General features: G+C 59.7%; 15 protein-coding genes. 7 read left to right on the plus strand and 8 right to left on the minus strand.

What is annotated here, in order from left to right; translation table 11 throughout:
- The first annotated feature begins 39 nt into the window (after window positions 1-39).
- The 5 genes from aroF to GQF02_RS09275 all read left to right on the plus strand — a co-directional run bounded on the left by aroF (window position 40) and on the right by GQF02_RS09275 (window position 4,463).
- Window positions 40-1,056: a 3-deoxy-7-phosphoheptulonate synthase gene (gene aroF / locus GQF02_RS09255; protein WP_124734521.1), complete on the plus strand. Its 1,017-nt coding sequence runs from the start codon at window positions 40-42 to the stop codon at window positions 1,054-1,056.
- Window positions 1,057-1,068: 12 nt separating this feature from the next.
- On the plus strand, window positions 1,069-1,512 hold the full coding sequence (locus GQF02_RS09260) for an OsmC family protein (protein ID WP_124734520.1): 444 nt from the start codon (window positions 1,069-1,071) through the stop codon (window positions 1,510-1,512).
- A 197-nt stretch (window positions 1,513-1,709) separates the two neighbouring features.
- Window positions 1,710-2,657 (plus strand): DMT family transporter, encoded by a 948-nt coding sequence (locus GQF02_RS09265; protein WP_160796555.1) that lies wholly within the window; start codon window positions 1,710-1,712, stop codon window positions 2,655-2,657.
- 65 nt (window positions 2,658-2,722) lie between these two features.
- Window positions 2,723-3,451 (plus strand): pseudouridine synthase, encoded by a 729-nt coding sequence (locus GQF02_RS09270; RefSeq protein WP_124734518.1) that lies wholly within the window; start codon window positions 2,723-2,725, stop codon window positions 3,449-3,451.
- Window positions 3,452-3,470: 19 nt separating this feature from the next.
- Window positions 3,471-4,463, plus strand: coding sequence for a hypothetical protein (locus GQF02_RS09275; RefSeq protein WP_124734517.1), 993 nt, complete (start codon window positions 3,471-3,473; stop codon window positions 4,461-4,463).
- Here GQF02_RS09275 and GQF02_RS09280 read toward each other — a convergent pair.
- The 5 genes from GQF02_RS09280 to GQF02_RS09300 form a co-directional block, all read right to left on the minus strand.
- Window positions 4,460-5,647: an alkaline phosphatase family protein gene (locus tag GQF02_RS09280; RefSeq protein ID WP_124734516.1), complete on the minus strand. Its 1,188-nt coding sequence runs from the start codon at window positions 5,645-5,647 to the stop codon at window positions 4,460-4,462. The two genes, GQF02_RS09275 and GQF02_RS09280, sit on opposite strands and share 4 nt — an antisense overlap.
- A gap of 91 nt (window positions 5,648-5,738) precedes the next feature.
- Complete coding sequence (locus GQF02_RS09285; RefSeq protein WP_124734515.1) at window positions 5,739-7,058, minus strand: DEAD/DEAH box helicase; 1,320 nt, start codon at window positions 7,056-7,058, stop codon at window positions 5,739-5,741.
- 435 nt (window positions 7,059-7,493) lie between these two features.
- Window positions 7,494-8,654, minus strand: a complete 1,161-nt coding sequence (locus GQF02_RS09290) for a pyridoxal phosphate-dependent aminotransferase (RefSeq protein ID WP_124734514.1) — start codon at window positions 8,652-8,654, stop codon at window positions 7,494-7,496.
- A gap of 74 nt (window positions 8,655-8,728) precedes the next feature.
- Entirely contained in the window at window positions 8,729-9,502 is a 774-nt protein-coding gene (locus GQF02_RS09295; RefSeq protein WP_160796557.1) for a hydroxypyruvate isomerase family protein, read from the minus strand.
- Window positions 9,496-10,368 carry an NAD(P)-dependent oxidoreductase gene (locus GQF02_RS09300; protein ID WP_160796559.1) on the minus strand — a complete coding sequence of 291 codons (873 nt, stop codon included), beginning with the start codon at window positions 10,366-10,368 and terminating at the stop codon, window positions 9,496-9,498. Before GQF02_RS09300 ends, GQF02_RS09295 begins: the two co-directional genes overlap by 7 nt.
- Before the next feature lie 132 nt (window positions 10,369-10,500).
- Between GQF02_RS09300 and GQF02_RS09305 the strand changes: the two genes are divergently transcribed.
- On the plus strand, window positions 10,501-11,334 hold the full coding sequence (locus GQF02_RS09305) for a hypothetical protein (protein WP_160796561.1): 834 nt from the start codon (window positions 10,501-10,503) through the stop codon (window positions 11,332-11,334).
- 77 nt (window positions 11,335-11,411) lie between these two features.
- Complete coding sequence (locus GQF02_RS09310) at window positions 11,412-14,183, plus strand: DNA translocase FtsK (RefSeq protein WP_160796563.1); 2,772 nt, start codon at window positions 11,412-11,414, stop codon at window positions 14,181-14,183.
- A 40-nt stretch (window positions 14,184-14,223) separates the two neighbouring features.
- Here the strand turns inward: GQF02_RS09310 and GQF02_RS16090 are convergent, their stop codons facing one another.
- From GQF02_RS16090 to GQF02_RS09320, 3 genes are all read right to left on the minus strand, one after another.
- On the minus strand, window positions 14,224-14,349 hold the full coding sequence (locus GQF02_RS16090) for a hypothetical protein (protein WP_268891009.1): 126 nt from the start codon (window positions 14,347-14,349) through the stop codon (window positions 14,224-14,226).
- Between the two features lie 129 nt (window positions 14,350-14,478).
- Window positions 14,479-14,619: a hypothetical protein gene (locus GQF02_RS09315; RefSeq protein ID WP_160796565.1), complete on the minus strand. Its 141-nt coding sequence runs from the start codon at window positions 14,617-14,619 to the stop codon at window positions 14,479-14,481.
- Window positions 14,620-14,710: 91 nt separating this feature from the next.
- On the minus strand, window positions 14,711-15,319 hold the full coding sequence (locus tag GQF02_RS09320) for a trimeric intracellular cation channel family protein (protein ID WP_124734509.1): 609 nt from the start codon (window positions 15,317-15,319) through the stop codon (window positions 14,711-14,713).
- Between the last annotated feature and the right edge of the window lie 71 nt (window positions 15,320-15,390).

A 15,390-nucleotide genomic window follows, 5' to 3' on the forward strand; every position in this document is an offset into this window, starting at 1 on the left:
CGCAGACTTGGGCTTTATGGATAAAGGGAGGGAGAGCGCATGATTATCGTGATGGCCCGCGGTGCGGGTGAGGCCGCCATTGCTGCCGTGGTTGGCAAGATTCGCGCCCACGGTCTGTCCGAACATGTATCGCGCGGCACCGAGCGCACCATTATCGGCGCGGTGGGGGACGAGCGGGTGTTGTCGGCCGATATGTTCGAACTGATGGACGGCGTCGAGCGCGCCATGCGCGTGCTCAAGGACTACCGCCTGGTTGCGCGCGAGGTGCATGGCAGCGACAGTGTCGTGCACGTGCGCGGCATTCCCTTCGGTGGCAAGCAACTGCAGCTGATTGCCGGGCCATGCTCGGTCGAAACAGCGGCGCAAATGGATGCATCTGCTGCGGCCGTCAAGGCGTCGGGTGCGCGTCTGCTGCGCGGCGGGGCATTCAAGCCGCGCTCCAGCCCGTACAGCTTTCAGGGTCTGGGCGTGGCCGGTCTTGACTTGCTGCTGGAGGCGGGGCGTGCGCATGGCCTGCCGGTGGTAACCGAGCTGATGGATGTGCGCCAGCTGGACACCTTTCTCGAGTACGACGTCGATGTGATACAGATCGGCGCGCGCAATATGCAGAACTTCGATCTGCTCAAAGAGGTCGGGCGCATCAACAAGCCGGTGGTACTCAAACGCGGCATGGCCGCGACGGTCAATGAGTGGCTGATGGCGGCCGAATACATTGCCGCCGGCGGCAACCACAATATTATTTTCTGTGAACGCGGCATCAGAAGCTTCGAGACGGCTTACCGCAATATGCTGGATGTGTCTGCCATTGCGCTACTCAAGCGTGAAACCCATCTGCCGGTGATCGCCGACCCAAGCCACGCCGGCGGCAAGGCGTGGATGGTGCCGGCGCTCTCTATGGCGGCGCTGGCTGCCGGTGCCGATGGCCTGATGATAGAAGTGCATCCGCAGCCGGCCGAAGCCTTGTGTGATGCCGATCAGGCACTGGATCCGCAAGCGTTTGCCCAGCTGATGCAGCAACTGGCTGTGCTGGCCCCGGCCTTGGGGCGTGAACTGTAAAGGGGAGTCGAGATGGCAGGAGAGTTGCATGTATCGCTGCAGCAGGTCGAGCATTACCGCTTTGCCAACGAGTTTGGTCATGGCGCGCCGGTATTGCTGACTGACGAGCCGCCGCCTCTGGGGGAGGATAGCGGTCCTTCGCCATCGCAGTTGCTGGTGGCTGCGGCGGCCAATTGCCTGTGCGCCAGCTTGCTGTTTGCCTTTGGCAAGTTCAAGCAGGATGTTGCGCCTTTGAGCGCCGAGGCCAGTTGCGTGCTGGGGCGTAATGCACAGAAGCGTTTGCGCGTCGAATCGATAGCCGTCACGCTTAAGCTGGGCAAGCCGGCGGCCACACTTGCCCAGGTAGAACGGGTATTGGCCAGCTTCGAGGACTATTGCACCGTCACCCAGAGCATACGGCAGGGCATCACGGTGGACGTGGTGGTGCTGGATGTGGATGGCTCCCGGCTGAAATAGCGATGCGGTCGATGGAGCAGGGCTTGGCGTAGCGAGTGGCTTTGGTGATTAATTTTACGAAATTAACAAATTGAGCAACTTATACCTAAGCTATTCTTTATTCGGGCAATAAAATTAATGTTTTTGGCATTATTTTGGTTAAGGCGAAATCGGCTGGCAGTTAAAATGCAGCTACCGCTTTATTCGATAATGATGCCATGCCCACTAGCCCTTGCGTATTGTCCCGCCTGACTTACCCCATGCTGGTGCTGTCCATTTTGATGTGGTCGAGCAACTTCATTGTCGGGCGCGCATTGGGCGGCAGTATCGGGCCGTTTACGCTGGCTTTTGCCCGCTGGATGCTGGCGCTTTTGTGTCTGCTGCCTTTTGCCTTGCCCCGTTTTCGTCAGAGTTGGCCGCTTGTCCGCGCGCAGTGGCGGGTGTTGTTGATGCTGGGTCTGACCGGCATTGCCTTGACCAATACGCTGCTGTATATCGCCTTGCGCCATACAACGGCCACCAATGCGGTGGTGCTTAATAGTCTGACACCGGTACTGGTGCTGGTGCTGGGGGCCGTGCTCAGTCGCCAGGGGCTGACACGCAAGCAGGTAGCCGGCATGTTGCTGGCTTTGGGCGGGGCGCTGGTGATTGTGCTGCGCGGAGACTGGCATGCGCTGTTGCGCTTTCACTTGGGTATCGGGGATGTGGGGGTGCTGGCAGCCGGCCTGTGCTGGGCTTGTTACACCGTAGGCTTGCGCAAGCTCAAGCCCGGCATTCCCGCCGTGCTGCAGATGACGATCCTGTTTGCCATTGGTGTGGTGCTGTTACTGCCTTTTGCCGGGTATGAATGGTATCGCGGCCAGAGCTTGCCCACGGCCGGCACTGGCACGGTATTGGCGCTGATTTATCTTGGCGTTTTCCCGTCCATTCTGGCTTTTCTGATGTACAACCGGGCCATTGCCGTGATCGGCAGTACACGCGCAGCCAGCTTTCTTTATCTGATGCCGGCATTCGGTGCCTTATTGTCCATTTTGTTGCTGGGGGAGGCCGTCTATGCCTACCATGCCGTGGGTCTGGCGACCATTTTCGCCGGTATTGCCGTCAGCTCGCTGCCGGATGGGATTTATCGCCGTTTCCTGTTTGAAGTCGGGCGCAAAGCGGCATGATGCCTTACAATAAGCTACTTTGTAACGGGCGGCCTTGAGCTGCCCTTTTCAGTTGGAGTGGTTTCATGGAATCTGTCCGTATATCCAAGCGCCTTGCCGAACTCGGGCTGTGTTCGCGCCGCGAGGCAGACAGCTATATAGAGCAGGGCTGGGTCAAGGTGGACGGGCAAGTCGCCGTGCTTGGGCAAAAAGTCGTTGCCGGTCAGCGCATCGAGCTGGATAAGCGCGCCAGTCAGGCGCAGGCGCGCCGGGTGACGGTGCTGCTGAACAAGCCCATCGGTTATGTGTCCGGTCAGGCAGAAGACGGCTACGAGCCGGCCTCGGTTCTGATTACGCCGGACAATCAGTGGAAGGGTGACCAGAGCGGTATCCGTTTTGCCCGCGAGCACCTGAAAGGATTGGCGCCGGCTGGCCGTCTGGATATCGACTCCATCGGCTTATTGGTACTGACGCAAGATGGTGTGGTGGCCAAGCATCTGATCGGGGAAAATTCTTCGGTCGACAAAGAGTATCTGGTGCGGGTGTCTGGTGCCTTGTCGGCACAGGGTCTAGCGCTGCTGAATCACGGTCTGGAGCTTGATGGCAAGAAATTGCTGCCGGCGCAGGTTGCCTGGCAAAATGAAGACCAGCTGCGGTTTGTGTTGCGCGAAGGCAAGAAGCGCCAGATTCGCCGCATGTGCGAGCTGGTGGGTTTGCGGGTTATCGGCTTGAAGCGGGTGCGTATCGGCAAGGTCATGCTGGGCGATTTGCCGGTAGGCAAGTGGCGTTATCTGGCCGCCGGCGAGAAGTTCTGATTGAGATGGGGTAGGTCAAATGAGCAAGCTGTGGCAATGGATCATGAATATCCTGGGTTTGGGGCACGAGCAGCGCGAGCTGGAGGTGTACTTCCAGACGCTGGTGCAGGTGGCTGAACCCAAAATAGAATTATTGCCCGGCTGGCGCGACCGTCTGAAAACGGGCGTCGTGCGTTCGCGCGCCTACGCCGAAACTTTGGCGGGCAGTCTTGCGCCGGCGCTGGACTTGTCGCCGCAAGGCTATAACGTCGATCGCCGGGTTGGTCTGCTATTCGCGACCCCGGATGTCCTGCTTGGCGTGCTGGATGGCAGCAAAGCCTTGCACGAGTATTTCCTGCATGCAAGCCATGGCGATGAAGCCTATGCCTTGCTGGTGATGCAGTGTTACCAGAAGCGTCATTTCGGTAGCGCCTTGCGCAATGGCCAGTTGCTGGATGATGTTGCGCAGACGGTGGTCAGCTTTGGCGGGCACAGGCTGGTAGGTATCTGCAATAGCGAACAAGGTTTGCGGCAGGAGGCGGTGCAGCGTGCGTTTCATGCCCTCGCCGCCGTGGCAGCACGGCGTATCGCCTTGCAAGCAGGGCGTTTGCAGAGTCTGAATACGGAAAAAACCCAGGTGGAGCTTAAGCTGGCGACCCTGTCAGGCAAGGCGGTGGTGGTGGATGCCACGCCTGGAAACGAGCGCCTGCCTGACTCGCGGGCCGAGTTGCTGGCCTATCTCGCCGAGATTGATCAGGAATTGGCCGAACTGGCGCCGATAGCTACGCTGGAAGGCAAGCTGGAGGTAGTGAAGCGGGTCAGCAATGCGCCGGAGCAATATCTGGCAGTACGCAACGAGCAGTTGCTGCTTGACCGCATGGGGATCGTGCGCTCGCCCGGTGATGGCGAAGATGGTATTGCACTGAGTATGGAAACGGTGACCTTTGGCCGGATCGAACCTATGGAGCGGGTGGTGGTGCCGGTGCGCATCACCCGGCAGGCTTTGAAGGCCTGGCGCGAACGCCTGGCTTAAAGATCGATACGGATCAGCGGGACCTGCATTTCTTCGCGGCTGACGCCGCCATGGGCGCCTTGCAGGCAGACTGTCTTTTCACCGGGCAGGGTGTCGCGCAAGGTATAGCCCGGTTTCATCAGCAGTACCGCATCGCCGATGCGGCTCGCCAGTGCCGGATGGTAGGGCGCAGGGCCGAATACGCCGGCTTCTATCAATTCCCTGCCACTTAGTACCCAAGCCTTATCGCCTAATTCTTCGCGTGCCAGTTCGATAAATGCCCCGGCTTCTGCGTCGTGGGTATGGCAAAAGCGCACCCGCCCTTCGCCGGATAGTGGCCGGCGCAACTTGCCGCGCAGAGTGGCGGACAGCTGTTCCCACTGCAGGCGCTGGGCTTTGGGCGTGCTGGTAAAACCATGGTCGGCGGTGATAATCAGCGTCATCGGCCGGCTACGCTTGCGCTGGCAAAAGCGTTCTACCTCTTCGTCCAGCAGGTTGAAGCTGCGGCTGATGGCCCAGTCGTTAGGGCCGACATCATGCATTTCATGGTCCAGTTGTGCGGTATAGGCATAGATAAAGCCTGGTTTTGCTTGCTGAGTGCCCAGTTCATGCAGTTGTTCGAATAGCTGGCCCCAATGGGTGTGGCCGATGCGTTTGGCGCGCCCGGTATGGTGGACGCTATACGGAGAGTGGATCAGGCGTTGCGGCAGCAAAGCGTAGGCCGGGCGCTGGATCTGGTCGAACCATGAGTGCGCCTGAAACAGGTGCTTTGCCAGTGTCTGCGGGGTTTGCCGGGTGTTTTCGCTATAGCGGGTCGTCAGCGGCAGCGGCAGGATGATGGACTGGCTGTCTGCATCCCACATCTCCCAGCCGGTGAGTCCGTGCTGTGCCGGCGCGGCACCCGTTTGCAAAGTCGTAATGGCACTGGCCGTGGTCGAAGGGAAGACCGAGGTCAGCGTGCCTTGCTGGTGGGCGCGCAAAAACGAGTGCGGGCCGTGACGTGCCAGCTGGTTGTCACCCATGCCGTCAACGATTAAGAGTGCAATATCGCGCCCGTCAGTCTGCAGGTCGGCAAGAGCAGCGCCGGACAAAGGCGGATGCAAGGCGGGTGCACCCAATGCATGGGCCAGTGAAGCAACCAGATTAGTCAGGCAGTGGCCGGCGTAGTCGGGCCAGTGGCATTCGTCGGACAGCAGGCGAATCATAAGCGACAGAGCTTTAGAAGAAGGTTGTTGCCGTATTGGCTGGCATTCAGGCAAAAAAACGGCATCCGAAGATGCCGTTTTTTATGCTCTATCAGTCGTTGTAGGAACGACGTTCGCTGCCACCGCTGCCTGGGCGACGGTCGCCTTCGCGACGCGGGCCGCCACGGCTGGCGCCGTTGCCGCTGCCTGGGCGACGATCGCCGTAGCTATTGCCGGCGCCTGGGCCGCCACGACGCTGCTGGGTGTGACGCTTAGGGCCACCTTTTGGCGGACGGCGGGTCGGCTCCATGCCTTCGATCACACCTTCAGTAATCTGACGCTTCAGATACTGTTCGATGCGGCGTACGCGATGGAACTCTTTCGACTCGGCGATGGTGATGGCTACGCCGTCACGACCGGCACGACCGGTACGGCCGATACGGTGCACATAGTCTTCCGCCTGTTTTGGCAGATCGTAGTTGATGACGTGGGTGATGGTTGGTACATCGATACCACGCGCTGCTACGTCGGTAGCCACCAGAACCTTGATGCGGCCGCGACGCAGGTCGTTCAAGGTGCGGTTACGCCAGCTTTGCGGCATGTCGCCGTGCAGGCAGGCCGCCTGATAGCCTTTGTCGGACAGCTTGTCGGCCAGTTCTTCCGAACCGATCTTGGTTGCGGTGAAAATCACCAGCTGGTCAAAGCCGGCTTCTTTCATGATGTGGTCGAGCAGACGTTCCTTGTGACGGTTGTCGTCTGCGTACAGCAGGTGTTCTTCGATATTGCCGCCGGTTTCGGTGCGGGCAACTTCAATGCGCTGCGGATCGCGGGTCAGCTTGCGAGCCAGGTTGCCGACGGTGCCGTCCAGCGTAGCCGAGAACAGTACAGTCTGGCGTGCAGCCGGTGTCGCCGCCACGATGGTTTCGATATCTTCGATAAAGCCCATGTCCAGCATGCGGTCGGCTTCGTCCAGTACCAGCATTTCCAGACGCGAGAAGTCGATACGGCCCGAGCGCATGTGATCCATCAGGCGGCCTGGGGTGGCTACCATCAGGTCGATAGGACGGGTCATGGCGCGGATCTGGAAGCCGAATGGCGAGCCGCCAACCAGGCAGACCGTGCGCAACCAGCGCAGGTTCTTGCCGTATTCCAGTGCATTTTTTTCAACCTGCTGAGCCAGTTCGCGGGTCGGGGTCAGTACCAGTACACGCGGGCCATTGCTCTTGACGTCGGTGCGCTGGGTCATCTTGGTCAGGGCAGGCAGCAAGAAGGCTGCGGTCTTGCCCGAGCCGGTCTGTGCGGAAACCAGCAGATCCTTGCCAGCGATAGCGGCAGGGATAGCTTCAAGCTGAACCTGAGTCGGATCGGTGTAACCCGCGTCGTCAAGTGCGCTAAGAATGGAGGGGTCAATACCCAGTTCGGAAAACTTCATATTATCCTTTCGTGCCGGATGTCCGGCGTGCAGTGCCTGTAGGTTGGCGCTTATTCGGCCCGATGCGAAATCACAACTCTGGGGGCCGTACATCATCGGCACTAACCAGGCAAAGCGGCGAACAGCGGTCCGAACGAAAGGACATGGCAAGGTCGAAGCTTAATAACGGTCAGGGACGATGAAACTATGCATCCGGAGCCGGCAATGGAGCGGCAGGCCCGGCGGTGATGTGAGGGGCGCAAGATACGCGAAAATACTTGATCTTGCAAGTGTGTTTTGCAAATAAGGGTGGCTAAGTAGTTGATTTTCTATCAGCCATTGGCCGGAATGAGAAAAATTTCTAGGTGATGATTTGTGCTGGGCAGTCTGGCGCGCATGGCGCAAAAAAGGGCGACCAAGTCGCCCAAGGGAGGAGAAAATCAACTAAGTCGCCGTTCAGGCCAGGTTTTGCTGGCGCAGGGTCTTGAGTGCCTTGACGAAGGCTTGCATTTCAGCCGGTGTGCCCAGCGTCAGGCGGTTCCAGCCATCGGTATGGTCGAATGGACGGCCCACCATGATATGCAGTTTTTTCATATTCTCGCGATAGGCAGCGCTGCTGCTGTTTACGCGGTGGAAAATGAAGTTGGCGTGTGATGGCAGATAGGCCAGCTTCAATTCGTCCAGTGCCTGGGTCACAATCTTGCGCGACTGAGCGGTGGTGCTCAGGCTCTGGCGGATAAAAGCCGTATCTTGCAGCGAGGCATTGGCGGCGATGGCGGCGGGCAGGTTGGTGTTATCGATGGAGGCCCAGGTATCCAGACGGGCAATGATTTCCGGCGCAGCCAGACCGTAACCGATGCGCAGTCCCGCCAGTGCATAGATTTTGGAGAAGGTGCGGGCCACGATCAGGTTTTTCTTGCCGGCCTGTACCAGACGGGCGGCCGAAGCATAACGTGGATCGGTGACATACTCGTGGTAAGCCTCGTCCACGATAAAGAAGACGCGCTCTGGGGCGGAGTTGATCCAGGCTTCGATATCGGCGGCCGGGGTGATGGTTGCCGTCGGGTTGTTCGGGTTGCACAGGTAGACCACGCTGACACCGGCAAACTTCTCGGTGGCTGCGCGCATGGCTTTCAGGTCGATTGCCAGCGTATCTTTTTGCAGTTTCACCTTGGTAATGGTGGTGCCCATAGGCTCGGCATAAAGTTCGGCGTAGTTGAATGTCGGATCCGGGCACACCAGTTGGGTGCCTTTGCCGCAATAGGCATGAATGGCCATCTGGATGACTTCGGAGGAGCCGTTGCCCAGTGTAATTTGCTTGTCGCTCAGGCCGTTGCCCTTGGCCAGAGTGCTGATAAGTGCTGCGCGGGCATCATCCGGGTAGCGAAAGGCGGCAGGCAACTCGTTGATGATGGCAGCCTGTGCCTTGGGTGACATGCCCAGCGAGTTTTCGTTGAAGTTGAGCAGCAAAGGGGTCTTGGCGGAAGGGATGAAGACTGCGCTGCCCTGTGTGGCGGCCTGAGCAGGTGCCGCGATGGCGGCGCGGGAAGCCAGCGTGGAGAGTCCCAGTGCGCCCATAAACAGGCCGGATGATTTAAGCAGTGTACGGCGATCCATGTTTATCCCCTAATTTCTCAGAAATGGTGTGCGCTTATTCTGAACGGGAATGCATTGCTAGATATTGATACCTATCAAATATTTGATAAAAAGTTCTTCCAAATGAAAGTGTCGCCTTGCATGCGGTACTCCGCACCACACCAGAAGGGGTAGGGCAGTTTTTGCAATAGGGGGAACAGGGTATCAAAGGGCAGCTTGCCGCTACCGGGTGCGCCACGCCCCGGGACGTCGGCAAACTGGATGTGGCCGATGCGCGGCCATAAGGCCATCAGTTCGTCCGCCAGTGGCGAGTCCATGCGCGCCATATGATAGAGGTCGTATTGCAGCCACAAATTGGGATGATTCACCCTATCCTGCATGCTCAGCATGGCGTGGCTGCTGTCTATCAGGAAGCCGGGCATGTCGAAGCGGTTGATCGCCTCGAACGTACAGCGTACGCCGATGTCAGCCAGACGGCTGGCGGCCAGCGCAAGATTGCCCGCCAGAGTGTCCAGTGCGGCTTCCGGTGTGGTATCCGCAGCCAGCCGTCCCGGCAGTATATTGACCGCCTCGACGTTCAGTGCTTGTGCCCAGTCGCAAGCCTGTTGCAGTGCGCGGGCAAATTCGGCCTCGCGCCCCGGAGTACCGGCCAGCCCTGTGCCGCCTTGCATCAGGTCACCGGCCGGCGCATTAATCAGCACGCAGCGCAAGTGATGCCGGGCGAGCAGGTGCTGCCATTGCGTCTGCTGCTCGCTATAGGGAAATTGCACTTCTACCGCTTCAAAGCCTGCCTGCGCTACGCGTGCCAGGCGCTCGGCTAAGGGATACTCATTTAGCAGCATGGAAACATTGGCCGAAAGCTTCAGCATGATATCGCGCCATAGCTATTGATCAGTGAGGACAGGTCGGCATCGGCAAAGCCGCTGGCCGCATGGCGTGCCATCAATTCCCGCGCGCGCTGCGCCAGCGGCAAGCTTGCATCGCAGCCTTCTGCCAGTGCCAGGGCATTGTCCAGATCCTTAAGCAGAGTCGAGACTTTCCATTGCACCGGCTCGAAGCGCCCTTCAGCCATACGCGGCGCCAGAATCTGTAAAGGGAGCGAGTCGGCAAAACCGCCTGCCAGCGCAGGCGCCAGCGCGCGGGCATCAACACCGCTGCGCGTGGCCAGGTGGACGGCTTCGGCAATCAGCAAGGCATTGCTGGCGACAATCAGCTGGTTGCATAGCTTGCTGGTCTGTCCGGCGCCTACCTCGCCCATGTGGGTCAGCCTTTGCGCCAGCGGCAAAGTCAGCGGGCGCAGTCGTGCCACATCCTCTTCGCGTCCCCCTGCCATGATGATAAGACGTCCTTGTTCGGCACCTTGGGTGCCGCCGGAGACCGGGGCATCAACCCAGTGCATGCCCTTTGTCTGGTGTAGCTGCCGCGCCATTTCGCGGGTCAGGATGGGCGAGATGCTGGAAAAATCGACCAGCAATTGGTCGCGGCGGCCCGCGCTAGCGATGCCTTGTTCTCCGAACACGATGTCTTGCATGGCTGCGCCATCCGATACGCAACACATGATGATGTCTGCACGGCATGCAGCCGCCGGTGTCGCCACCCATTGCGCGTGCGCGGGCAGTGCTAGCTCGGGGCGCGGCGTGCGGTTCCATAACAAGAGTTGATGGCCGGCGGCACTCAGGCGCCGGCTCATGCGTGAACCCATCAGGCCGAGGCCGAGAAATGCAATGGTCGCCATAGGAAAGTCTGTGATGCGATAGTTGATGTGGGTTATGTTAATCAGGATGGCTGCCAATGTCATTACTTGGCGGATGGCTTCTGTTGTAGCGCTGCTTTCGCTAGAATGCGCTCTTTTTTCGGAGGTCGAGCCATGGCTATGCAGTACGCCGTCCAGCGTTATGCCGCAACCCGCCCATGGGCCAAGCGTGCGGGACAAATCTTCAGCCAGACGCTGAAAATGGAGCAGGCCAGTGAAGAACTGGCCGAAGTGGCCCGCCGCGAACTGGACCGTGCCGCTCAGGTTTTTCCGGTGCCGGATGCTGCGCGCCATAGCGAGGGTTTGTTGGCCTTGGCGTATGGCTGCTTTGTGCGTGAAGGACGGGTGATTGTCCATTTTGAGCCGGCGCTGACCGCTGCGCTGGCGCATACCCGCTTGCCATCCAATCTGCCGGATACCTTGGCCTTGCCGGCACGCGCCTGTTTTGTGCATGTCGATGGACTGGGCGGTGCCTGCCTGTATCACGACGAAGCCGATGCCGCGCTGGATCTGGTATTGATGGGTGACACGCTGGGGCTGGATTCCACCTCATGGCTGGTCGAGGCCGAGGTGATTGCATCGTTGCGCATCAGTTATCCGGGTGAACTGGCCGAGCAAATTGCAGCAGTAGATGAGGCCTGGCAGCCTTTGCTGGCGGCGGTAATCAATGGTCTGGCGCTGATGACGCAGCCGCGCGCCAGTCTGGTGCGCACATGGGAAAGCGCCGCGCCGCAAGAGATGGTGGTACAGGCTAATGATGAAACCAGCCACAAAGCCAGACAAAAGGCGCGCAGCATGCTGCTGAAAGAGGGATTTTCCGAAGTGTCGTATTGCCGCGTCGAGGATTTACCTGCTCTGGACGCACCGCAAACCCAGGGTTACTGGCGGCGTCAGGCTTTTGGTGAAGGCAAGGCGCATTCGCGTCTGGTCTGGGTGCTGCCGCGCTAAGGCATGGCGGCTGACGTAAAGGCCGCTGCTCGCGTACAATCATTTCTCCTGTATTGATTCTTTTCCGGGTTTTGTTGATGCTGTTGGCCTTTATTGCGGTGGTGGTGCTAGGCGGTGCGGCGGGTGCCTTCTGGCTGGTGAAAAGCGGACGCCTGCGCCTTGCCTGGCTGCGGGCGCTGAAGCTGCGTGTGTTTGGTTTTATCTATGCGTCGGAAGCGCGTGATCAGCCAGATGACTGGAGCCCGAGGCAGACGCTGCCGCATCAGCTCTCCGGCATACGGGTCGAACCGGAGGTCGCACAGGCCGAGGCTTTGCCTGTGCGCGCTGCCGGACAAGCCCCGCTTAACGCCAAGCCTGTGCTGCAGGGCGGGGCAGAGACTGCTGCAGCCGGCGTAAGGCGCGACTTGCCGGCGGCGGAAATCATTACCACCTTGCCGCGTCATTTGCGCAAGAAGCCGGAGCCGGTGCAGGCCAAGCCCCGGCGTAGCGATATTCCGGTGATCGGTCTGCAAGACGTGCAGCAAAATATGGCCGAGAGTGCGCGCCGTCAGCGTCTGGCGGCCAGAAACGAGCGCCGGCTTGTCCCTGACGAGACGTTGCCGCTGATTGATCCTGCCAGCGTGCGCGAAAATATCAAGGAGTTGCACCCGCCACGGGCCGTGGTGAAAAAACCCTCCTTGCCCTTGGTCGATGTGGTACGGCCGGCTAAAACAGCACCGCCCACCGCGCAGCCTGGGCTCAAGTTAAGCGGCAAGGTGCTGGATGCGCCGTTCCGTCCGGCTGCTGAAGTGGTGTCACGGCAGCCCGTTACCCCAGCGCCAGTCTTTCCTGCGCACGTACGCGTTGACGTGCCACCAGCGGATGAGGCGCCGCTGATGCCGGCCGATGCGCCAGCTTCTTCGCCGTTTGCACCTGTGCCGGTTGCCGAGTCGTTTCCTGAGATTGTGCAGGCTGACGCAGCCGTGCAGCTTGAGGCGGCACCGTCCGTGCAACCGATTGTGGCCATGCCGCCAGCGCCGGTGTATCAAGCTGCTGCGCTTGAGCCTGCGGCCATTACGCCGCCTGCCCCTGTCTGCGAGGTGCAGCAAGCGGGCGTCGCTGTCGGGCCTGCCCCTGTTGTGCCTCCTCTTGTCCCGCTGTCTGTTGCTCCTTCGGCCCCTGTGCAACAAGCCGATGTGGTGTGGCATCTGATCGAAGATGCGCCAGAGCCAGAACCAGTGGCTGCGCCCGCCGCGCTGGTGTGGCAGATGCTGGACGAGCCGGCTCAGCCGCTAAGTTCTGCAGCCTCGCTTGCCGAAGGTAGTGTCGCACTTGCGCCTGCGGCTTCCGTCCAGAGTGCCGCAGTGCGCATGCCTGCTTATCATGCGATTCCCTTGCCGTCTCTGGGCTTGCTGCGTCCGGCCGAAGAAAAGAGCACGGTGTGCAACGAAGAGATGCTGCTGGAGCGTGGCATCGTGATCGAGGAGCGCCTGGCCGAATTCAAGGTCAAGGTTTCGGTGGTCGATGCCTATGCAGGCCCAGTGATTACCCGTTATGAAGTCGAACCGGCAGTCGGGGTGCGCGGTAATCAGGTGGTCAACCTGATGAAGGATTTGTCGCGCGCGCTGGGGTTGGCCTCCATTCGCGTGGTGGAAACCATACCCGGCAAGACCTGCATGGGGCTGGAATTGCCCAACCCGACGCGGCAGATGATACGGCTGTCCGAGATCCTTTCCGCCGACGTTTTTCAGGATTCGCGCTCCAAGCTGACCCTGTGCCTGGGGCAGGATATTACCGGTGCGCCGGTGGTGATGGATCTGGCCAAAGCACCGCACCTGCTGGTGGCCGGTACCACGGGCTCGGGCAAGTCGGTTGGCGTGAACGCCATGATTGCGTCCGTCCTGTATAAGGCGACGCCGGAGGAAGTGCGCTTCATCATGATCGATCCCAAGATGCTGGAGCTGTCGGTTTACAACGATATTCCGCATCTGCTGGCACCGGTGGTCACCGATATGAAGCTGGCGGCCAATGCGCTGAACTGGTGTGTCGGCGAAATGGACAAGCGCTACCGCCTGATGAGCGCATTAGGTGTGCGCAACCTCGCCGGTTACAACCAGAAAGTGCGCGAGGCCGAGGCGCGTGGCCAGCGTCTGACCAATCCGTTTACCGTGACCCCGGACGATCCCGAGCCGCTGGAGCATCTGCCCTTTATCGTGGTGGTGGTGGACGAGTTCGCCGACCTGATGATGGTGGCTGGCAAAAAAATTGAAGAGCTGATCGCGCGTCTGGCACAAAAAGCGCGCGCGGCCGGTATTCACCTGATTCTGGCCACCCAGCGCCCGTCGGTGGATGTGATTACCGGCCTGATCAAGGCCAATATTCCGACTCGTATTGCGTTCCAGGTGTCGAGCAAGATAGACAGCCGCACCATTCTTGACCAGATGGGGGCCGAGAGCCTGCTGGGACAGGGCGATATGCTGTTCCTGCCGCCGGGTACCGGCTACCCGCAGCGGGTGCATGGTGCCTTCGTCACTGACGACGAAGTGCATGCAGTTGTCGAGCATCTCAAGCAATATGGCGAGCCGGACTATATCGACGGTATTTTGACCGGTGAAGCGGTGGCGGATGACGAGTCGCAGGCGGCTGGCGCGTCGGCTCAGCGCGCCAGTGAAACCGATCCGCTGTACGACGAGGCGGTCGAGATTGTGCTGCGTACGCGCAAGGCGTCGATCTCGTCGGTGCAGCGCCAGTTGCGTATAGGCTACAACCGGGCGGCGCGCCTGATTGAGGAGATGGAGGCATCCGGCATTGTGAGTGCGATGGAAAACAACGGCAACCGCACGGTGCTGGTGCCGCAACGCGAGTTTTAAGCGTGCATAAAGAAGCCGGCGAAAGCCGGCTTCTTGAGTTTCAGGTGTGGCGTCCGATGCGGTGGCGTACCGGTAACGGGCTGATGCGGGGTGGTGAGGTTTTGGCTTTTCCCTGACGCGTAAACAACAGGCCGGGCAGGGGGCTGCTTGGCGGCTGGTTTTTCATCACTGAACTCCTGTGTACGATGCGAAGCAGAGGCTTCGCTTTCTTGTTCTGGCACATGCAAGCAGGCAGGGCAAGGCAGACACAAAAAACGCGACACAAGGTCGCGTTAATTGGCTGTGCCGATGGCGTTTAGCGCATGGGACGGCGGCGCGTTTGTTCGCGCTCGCGGATGCGTATCGGGATCAGTTTGGGCGCCGGCTTGCGTGGCAGAGTGAAAAAAAGCACCAAGGCGATGGCCAGTGCCAGGAAAACTGGAGTCAGCATGTCCATATGGAAGTCCCCTCTATTGGCCTCAGGGCAGTTGCCCTGACTATTTGAGTGTGGGTGCACTGTGTGCCCGCTGCAAGGGCGCAGATAGAATTTATTTGGCTTCCCAGGAAAATACTGGCAGGCTCAAGTGCCAGCGCAGCGCCAGCATGCGCAGTGTCACGCCCACCACAAAGCCGGTCGTTATGGTGATGCCCTCCGGAATGCCTAGCTTACTCATCAATAGATAAGCCAGCGCCACAATAAACGACACGCTGGCATACAGTTCCTGACGGAAGACCACCGGTACACGGTTGCACAGTACGTCACGGATCACGCCACCGGCGATGCCGGTAATCATGCCGGCCATGATGATGACTGGTTCCGCATACTTCATTTCCAGCGCCACGCTACAGCCTATCAGGGTGAAGGCAACCAGTCCCAGTGCATCCAGAAACAGGAAAACTGGCGACAGGCGGTGGATGGTGCGTGCCAGCGGGATCGCGGCCATACCGGCGAACAGTACCAGATAAATGTATTCGGGGTGCTGCGTCCAGCCTATGGGAAAGCGGCCCAGTACGATATCGCGCACGGTGCCGCCACCTAACGCGGTCAAAAAGGCAATGACGGCAACGCCGAAAATATCCATATTGCGCCGGCCTGCCGCCAGGGCGCCGGTCATGGCTTCGGCCGTAATGGCTATCAGGTAGATAATGGTCAGCATGGATGGTGTTTTTGCTTAAATCGCGTGAAATATAGAGCCCTAGTCAGGGGGTGTCGATGGTAGTGTTCGCT

The sequence above is a fragment of the Craterilacuibacter sinensis genome (assembly GCF_009831765.1).
GTDB lineage: Bacteria > Pseudomonadota > Gammaproteobacteria > Burkholderiales > Chromobacteriaceae > Craterilacuibacter > Craterilacuibacter sinensis.